General features: G+C 42.9%; 10 protein-coding genes and 1 tRNA gene. 10 read left to right on the top strand and 1 reads right to left on the bottom strand.

Going from position 1 to position 6,389, the window contains the following annotated elements; translation table 11 throughout:
- Positions 1–26: 26 nt before the first annotated feature.
- Positions 27–569 carry a hypothetical protein gene (locus T529_RS0106015; RefSeq protein ID WP_033162710.1) on the top strand — a complete coding sequence of 181 codons (543 nt, stop codon included), beginning with the start codon at positions 27–29 and terminating at the stop codon, positions 567–569.
- Positions 566–1,900 carry a recombinase family protein gene (locus T529_RS0106020; protein WP_033162711.1) on the top strand — a complete coding sequence of 445 codons (1,335 nt, stop codon included), beginning with the start codon at positions 566–568 and terminating at the stop codon, positions 1,898–1,900. Before T529_RS0106015 ends, T529_RS0106020 begins: the two co-directional genes overlap by 4 nt.
- Before the next feature lie 364 nt (positions 1,901–2,264).
- Here the strand turns inward: T529_RS0106020 and T529_RS0106025 are convergent.
- Positions 2,265–2,338: transfer RNA gene (locus T529_RS0106025), tRNA-Trp, on the bottom strand.
- 95 nt (positions 2,339–2,433) lie between these two features.
- On the opposite strand from T529_RS0106025, the gene T529_RS0106030 reads away from it, so the two are divergent.
- From T529_RS0106030 to tnpA, 8 genes are all read left to right on the top strand, one after another.
- On the top strand, positions 2,434–2,784 hold the full coding sequence (locus T529_RS0106030; RefSeq protein ID WP_033162712.1) for a rhodanese-like domain-containing protein: 351 nt from the start codon (positions 2,434–2,436) through the stop codon (positions 2,782–2,784).
- A 34-nt stretch (positions 2,785–2,818) separates the two neighbouring features.
- A complete protein-coding gene (locus tag T529_RS0106035; RefSeq protein ID WP_033162713.1) occupies positions 2,819–3,610 on the top strand; it encodes an HAD hydrolase family protein in 792 nt (263 codons plus the stop codon).
- The gene (locus T529_RS0106040; protein WP_033162714.1) at positions 3,603–3,848 is read left to right on the top strand and encodes a hypothetical protein; all 246 of its coding nucleotides are present in this window, start codon (positions 3,603–3,605) and stop codon (positions 3,846–3,848) included. Before T529_RS0106035 ends, T529_RS0106040 begins: the two co-directional genes overlap by 8 nt.
- A gap of 2 nt (positions 3,849–3,850) precedes the next feature.
- Positions 3,851–4,558, top strand: a complete 708-nt coding sequence (locus T529_RS12315) for a dipeptidase (protein WP_338010840.1) — start codon at positions 3,851–3,853, stop codon at positions 4,556–4,558.
- A 41-nt stretch (positions 4,559–4,599) separates the two neighbouring features.
- Positions 4,600–4,743 carry a membrane dipeptidase gene (locus tag T529_RS13665; RefSeq protein WP_338010841.1) on the top strand — a complete coding sequence of 48 codons (144 nt, stop codon included), beginning with the start codon at positions 4,600–4,602 and terminating at the stop codon, positions 4,741–4,743.
- Between the two features lie 127 nt (positions 4,744–4,870).
- Complete coding sequence (locus tag T529_RS0106050) at positions 4,871–5,743, top strand: ROK family protein (protein WP_033162715.1); 873 nt, start codon at positions 4,871–4,873, stop codon at positions 5,741–5,743.
- Positions 5,744–5,779: 36 nt separating this feature from the next.
- Entirely contained in the window at positions 5,780–5,974 is a 195-nt protein-coding gene (locus tag T529_RS0106055; protein WP_033162716.1) for a PspC domain-containing protein, read from the top strand.
- Between the two features lie 159 nt (positions 5,975–6,133).
- A partial coding sequence (gene tnpA, locus T529_RS0106060) for an IS200/IS605 family transposase (RefSeq protein ID WP_033162717.1) occupies positions 6,134–6,389 on the top strand: 256 nt, incomplete at its 3' end.

The following is a 6,389-nucleotide window of genomic DNA, read 5'->3' on the forward strand; positions in this document are numbered from 1 at the left end:
TAGAGACATGAAGAGGTGGTGAGAACATGCTTCTAGCTAGAGTCAAGCACAGGAGAAGCGTAAAGCAGCCTATCAAGGAAACGCAGAAGGACTATTACTACATATGCCTGAAGGATGACATCCATGAGGGCGATTACGTGCTGGTGGAGTACCAGGTCAAGAACCACTGCAAGTCACGACAGGGGTACTTTGGCATTGCCAGGGTCGAGGAGCTCCTCGAGGGCGACACGATCACGCTCATCCAGGAATACATGCCTACGAGCTTCATCATCTGCCGTCTTGAGAAGGGCGTCGACTTTGATGGGGCATGCGAGCAGATCAAGGCCCTGAGGGCACAGGTCGCAGAGATACAGAAGCCTATCAGGATGAAGGAGATCCAGGACGAGAAGGTCAAGAGACGTGCCCGGAAAATGGCCGAGATCGAGAAGGCGCGAAGGAAGAAGGCGACAAGGAAGGAACAGGGCAGGCGGCACCATGAAGCGCTGGAAGCCCGCTACCGCAAGAAGCTCGGGCAGAAGGTCGAGCCTAACTTCCGCGTGAAGAGGAAGAAGAAAGAGGCATCCTCATGAGGATGGCCTGCTACATAAGGGTCTCGACTGACCGGCAGGCTGACGATGGATGCTCGCTGGAAATGCAGCGGGCAACCCTTGAGAAGTATCTCAGCATCATGAACCTTGTCAGTGACAGGGACCAGGTATCCTGGTACTGCGATGACGGGTACAGCGCCAAGAGCATTGCTGGCAGGCCTTCATTCCTGAGGCTGCTGAAGGACATCCGTGAAGGCACCATAGATGCACTGGCCATCTGGGACCTGAGCCGCCTGACACGCTCTATCTGGGACCTCAGGGACATCCTCAACCTCCTTGCCGAGAACGAGGTTGAGCTCTACTGCATGAACGATGACGTGCATACCGAGACGGCATCGGAAAGATTCTCGATGAACGTAAGGATGCTCTCATACCAGTTCGAGAGGGAAAAGGTATCGGAAAGGACGAATGCCGTCCTGATCGACCTTGTCAAGAACAAGAAGAGATACGTTGCAGGCGGCAAGATCGCCTATGGCTTCAGGCGCACCAGGGAGAAGGAACTGGTGATAGACGAGGAGAGAGCCCGGTATGTCAGGGAGATGTTCAGGCTCGCAAGACACGGGATGAGCCTGGAGCAGATCACTCTGGCCCTCAATACGCTGCAGAGCGAAAGGTATTTCCAGGTGGAGAATGTCAGATGCATGCTGAAGAACAGGAAGTACTCTGGCCATTATCTCTTCAAGGGGGTGGAATATGATGACATCATCCCTCCGATCGTCACTGACGAGGAGCAGCAGGAAGCCCTTGACAACCTCAACCATCACAGCCAGAAAAGCGACAACTACATCTTTGCGGGGCTGGTCAAGTGCCAGTGCGGAACGCCCATGACGAACGGACTGGCATGGGGATCGCACTATCCCAGACGCTACTACTATTACCACTGCAGGGAATGCAACAAGTACTTCTCACAGATCAAGCTGGACAAGTACTTCAGGAGCTACCGGTTCCCCGAGGGCGGGGACGCCTTCTTTGACAGGATACAGACGATGCTTACCGGCCGCCAGAAGGCGATACGGGACAGGCTGAGAAGGCTCGACGAGAAGTACGCCTCGGGATACGTCCAGGAGAAGGAATACCTTATGCTGAGGGAGGTCCTGGAGTCCAGGAGCAGGGAAGCCGCAGAGGACCAGGAGAGCCTGGGATGCCTGAACAAGAAGTACGCTGACATGGACATCCTCGAGAAGAAGCGCTATGTCCATGAGAAGATCAAGATGATCACAGTCGATCCGATTGGCAAGAAGGTCCTCTCTGTAGAGGAGAGGGAGCCGCTTGACCCTGCAGAGTCGCCTGTCGGGAAGATCGGCAAGGGCTGATGACTGTCAGCCCGCTGCTTCCAGGCTAAAAATGAAAAAAAGCCAGGAAACATAGAATATGGAATTGCAAAAGGCAAGAGATAGAGGTATAATAACAAAAAAGAGAAAAAGCTATACTAGCTTTTTCTCTTATACTCCGCATCAGAACATACACCTGACGGGATCAGACAAGTTTATTATTAAACACCACATATATTTTTCAGTATATGGCATTTAATAGTAGATTACAAGCTGATTTCCATTGCGGTGACTGAGCGGACTACACACGGGAACTCGTCACTTTTTTGTGCTTTCTTTCGAAAGGTTCGTGAGTATCCATCGTGTCAGCCAACAAATGCACTCAGTTTAGCATTTCAAAATCAACTGGCAGGGGCTGCAGGAATCGAACCCGCATCAACGGTTTTGGAGACCGATGCTCTACCATTGAACCAAGCCCCTAGGTTCGTTGCTTGTTTATATTAACATAATATTTTCTTAAAAGCAATAGTCAAAATGCATGATTGATGTTAGAATGTGTTCGTTGAGGTGATTTGATGTTTGGGTTAACGAAAAAAGTTGAAAGTAAAGATATAAATGAAGCTTATCAGGAATTTCTTGATAATCCTGATATTATTCTTTTGAATGCGGATGAATATCGTGACTTTGAGACATTGCATATTGTTGACTCACAGAATTTGCCTTTACGCGTTATTAATAGTGATGCCAAGAGCTTGCTTGATCAGAACGCAATTTACTACGTTTATGCCATTTTAGAAGGCACAGCCTTTGAAGCATGTCGCAGACTAGCACGTTTAGGCTTTACAGCCTACAATCTTGGCAGCCAACAATATTTTAAAGGACCAGAAGAAGGTCTTAAAAAGAAGAATAGGAAGCGGAGAAAGTAGAGAATGGATCATTCTCTTTTTTTACAAGAGTTATATGGAATTATTTTGTTTTGATGTTGATGGTACGCTAAGAGAAACGGGAGGAGAACATCGTGTTCCCAAAAGTACCATTCAAGCACTTAGACTATTGAAGGAAAAAGGGCATAAGATTATTGTTTCGACAGGACGTGGTTATGATTCTTTGTGTCGTACACAAATCTTAGATATTGCGGATTTTGATGGTTATGTTGTTAATAATGGCCAGCTTGTTCTTGATAGCAAAAGAAATGTTATTGAGAAACATGTCATGCCGGTAAAAACAGTCCATGAAGTCCTTGATTTAGCTAATAAACTCAATTTATGTGTTACCTTAAAGATGGACAAACGTCTGATCAATAAAGAGCCTGATGAATATGTTTATGAAACACAACGCTATTTTGGCAATATCATCCCAGAAGTGAGAGAGTATGATGAAAAGGAAGATGTTTATGCCATTTGTCTATATGGTCCTAAGGGCTGGGATTATGCCCCTTATCGCCAAATTGCAGGCTTAGAGGTTGCGCCAGGCCTTTCGACATATGCCGATGCTTCAATAGCATCTGTTTCTAAAGCGAGTGGTAATGAAGTCTTTTGCAGGTTATTTCATACCGATGGCTATATTGCTTTTGGCGATAGTCAGAATGATTTAAAGATGTTTAAAAATGCAAAAATTTCTATTTGCATGGGAAATGGTGATATACTAACGAAAAAGATAGCTGATTATGTGACAAGTGATTTAGAGGATGATGGTATTCTTAAAGCTTGTATACATTATGGGTGGATCAAGGAGGGTGATCTCGATGAGTAAAGAAGAAGCTATGAGAACGGGACATGAATTAGATATCTATGTTGATAGTGAGATGAGTGATGAAAAGACAGGTAAACTTGATGATTTATGGCAGTCTATTTATGATCTTGTCCAGGTGGCAACATATGGTATTGTTGAAGAAGATGAAGAGGAATTAAAAAAGGCAATCGCATGGCTTAAAGAAGTACAGCCTTTAACTGATCAGTATCAAGATACGGATATTTATTTTGAGGTGTAGTTATGAAGGTTATAGATATGCATTGTGATACGCTTTATGAATTAAATAAGCATAGGGATAAGCGTTTAAGACAGAATGATCTCATGATTGACTTAGAGAAGATGGGTAAGTCTGATTATTTATGCCAGAACTTTGGTATCTATACGAATTTACAATCACAATATGATGCTTTAGATCATGTGATGGATTGTATTGATCTCTTTTATAATGAAATAGAAGCCAATAGTGATCTTATTGCACCGGCAAGAAATAAAGCGGATATTGTGGAGAATTTCCGTAATGGGAAAATGAGTGGCATGCTGACACTTGAAGAAGGGGATGTCATTCATGAAGATTTGGCAATCTTGCGTAATTATTACCGTCTTGGCGTAAGAATGATTGCGTTAAGCCATAATCTTGAAAACAATCTGACAAGCCCCCATACAACTCACAAAGGACTCAGTGAGTTTGGTCGTGCCTATGTTCAGGAAATGGAAAGAATTGGCATGATCATTGATGTCTCCCATATGTCCGATGAATGCTTCTATGACGTCTTGGAGATGACGACAAAGCCATTTGTCGCTTCACACTCCAATGCAAGAACCATCACCAACAACAGCCGTAATATGAGTGATGATATGATTGTCAAGCTAGCAGAGCGTGGTGGTGTGATGGGCATTAACTTCTACGCCCCATTTCTTAATAGCCGCGCATCTACATCAAGGACTTAGCAGGTATTGATTGCATCGGTCTAGGAACGGATTTTGATGGTATTGACTGCAAGCTAGAATTAAAACATGCAAGGGAAATGAAGAAACTAGAGAGCGCACTTAGAAAAGCAGGATTGACAGAAAAAGAAGTTGAAAAAATATTCTATAAGAATGTTTTACGTGTTTATGAAAAAGTGCTTGGATAATCAGTATTTTTAGGGGTATCACAAGGTGGTACCCTTTGACTTTATTTGGGAAGTTTCATGAAAGCATTTACAAACAACGTTCATTCCACTAAAATGGATTTAAGTTAATTTTGGAGGAAATGGATTTATGAAATTAGGTGCAATTGAAGGCGGCGGAACAAAGTTCGTTGTCGGTATTGGTAATGAAAAAGGTGAAGTATTTGATCGTGCAAGTTTCCCAACAACTACACCAGAGGAAACAATGGCAAGATGTGTTGAATATTTCAAAGATAAAGATGTAGAAGCTATTGGCTTTAGCTGTTTTGGCCCAATCGACCCAGATCCAGATAGTCCAACATATGGCTATGTTACAACAACACCAAAACCATATTGGGCTAACTACGATGCATTAGGTGATCTTAAGAAAGCTTTCCCTAATACACCAATCGCATTCGATACTGATGTTAATGGTGCATGTTTGGGTGAAGTAACATTTGGTGCTGGTAAAGGCTTAAAGAATGTTGTCTATTACACAATTGGTACTGGTGTCGGTGCTGGTGTCTATGTTGAAGGTAATCTTGTCCATGGCTTAGTACATCCTGAAGCAGGACATGTCCCACTTATTATTAGAGAAGATGACCCATATAAAGGAAGATGCCCATATCATGGTAACTGCTTAGAAGGTATGTGTGCAGGTCCAGCTATTGAAGATCGTTGGGGTAAGTCAGCTAAAGAATTACCAGTTGATCATCCAGCTTGGGATTTAGAAGCTTATTATATTGGTCAGGCTCTTGCATCAGTTGTCTTGATTCTTTCACCACAGAAGATTATTTTAGGTGGTGGCGTTATGCATCAGAGTCATTTATTCCCAATGATTTCTAAATATATGAATCAGTTCTTAAATGACTATATTAAACATGATGCATTAAAGGATCCTAATTATATTCAGTGGCCTGCATTAGGTGATAATGCTGGATTATGTGGCTCTATTGCCCTTGCCATGAAAGCTCTTGAAAAATAAGCATGACATGGTAAGATACCCGTAAGGGGGAAAGTCATGGCTAAAAAATTATATAAATCATCGACTGATAAGAAAATCAGTGGTGTATGTGGTGGGATTGCAGAATATTTTGATATCGATCCTACTCTAGTAAGAGTTATAGCAGTGCTATTGATTCTTGGATGGGGTTCAGGCCTTATCCTCTATATCGTACTTGCACTTGTGATGCCTTATGATTATGAAGTGAAATAGGGAAGAAGCTAGGCTTCTTCTCTTTTTGTGTAAACATAAAAACCCCCAGATTGTCTGGGGGTCCATTCAAGCTTTAGCGGAGTGATAAAGAAAGTGCCCTCGTACTATAATTGTACTGCGGCTTCCAACTGCAATACAAAATAGAAGGAGGGCATTTATATGTCATATAACGATGACTTACACAGTCTATCACACACTAAGTGGAATTGTAAATATCATGTGGTTTTTGCACCAAAATATAGAAGAAAATCATTTTATGATGCTCGAAGAATTGAAATTGGACAAATACTGAGACAGCTATGCGAATGGAAGGGAATCAACATTCTTGAAGCGGAAGTATGCGTTGATCATATTCATATGCTGATTGAAATTCCGCCAAAGTATTCTGTATCTGGAATTATGGGATATTTGAAGG

The sequence above is a fragment of the Sharpea azabuensis DSM 18934 genome (assembly GCF_000702165.1).
Taxonomy (GTDB): domain Bacteria; phylum Bacillota_I; class Bacilli_A; order Erysipelotrichales; family Coprobacillaceae; genus Sharpea; species Sharpea azabuensis.

Bases quoted from the DNA above. Each gene is read 5' to 3' on its own strand.
- T529_RS0106015 (WP_033162710.1), top strand. From the start codon at position 27: ATGCTTCTAGCTAGAGTCAAGCACAGGAGAAGCGTAAAGCAGCCTATC.
- T529_RS0106020 (WP_033162711.1), top strand. From the start codon at position 566: ATGAGGATGGCCTGCTACATAAGGGTCTCGACTGACCGGCAGGCTGAC.
- T529_RS0106030 (WP_033162712.1), top strand. From the start codon at position 2,434: ATGTTTGGGTTAACGAAAAAAGTTGAAAGTAAAGATATAAATGAAGCT.
- T529_RS0106035 (WP_033162713.1), top strand. From the start codon at position 2,819: ATGGAATTATTTTGTTTTGATGTTGATGGTACGCTAAGAGAAACGGGA.
- T529_RS0106040 (WP_033162714.1), top strand. From the start codon at position 3,603: ATGAGTAAAGAAGAAGCTATGAGAACGGGACATGAATTAGATATCTAT.
- T529_RS12315 (WP_338010840.1), top strand. From the start codon at position 3,851: ATGAAGGTTATAGATATGCATTGTGATACGCTTTATGAATTAAATAAG.
- T529_RS0106050 (WP_033162715.1), top strand. From the start codon at position 4,871: ATGAAATTAGGTGCAATTGAAGGCGGCGGAACAAAGTTCGTTGTCGGT.
- T529_RS0106055 (WP_033162716.1), top strand. From the start codon at position 5,780: ATGGCTAAAAAATTATATAAATCATCGACTGATAAGAAAATCAGTGGT.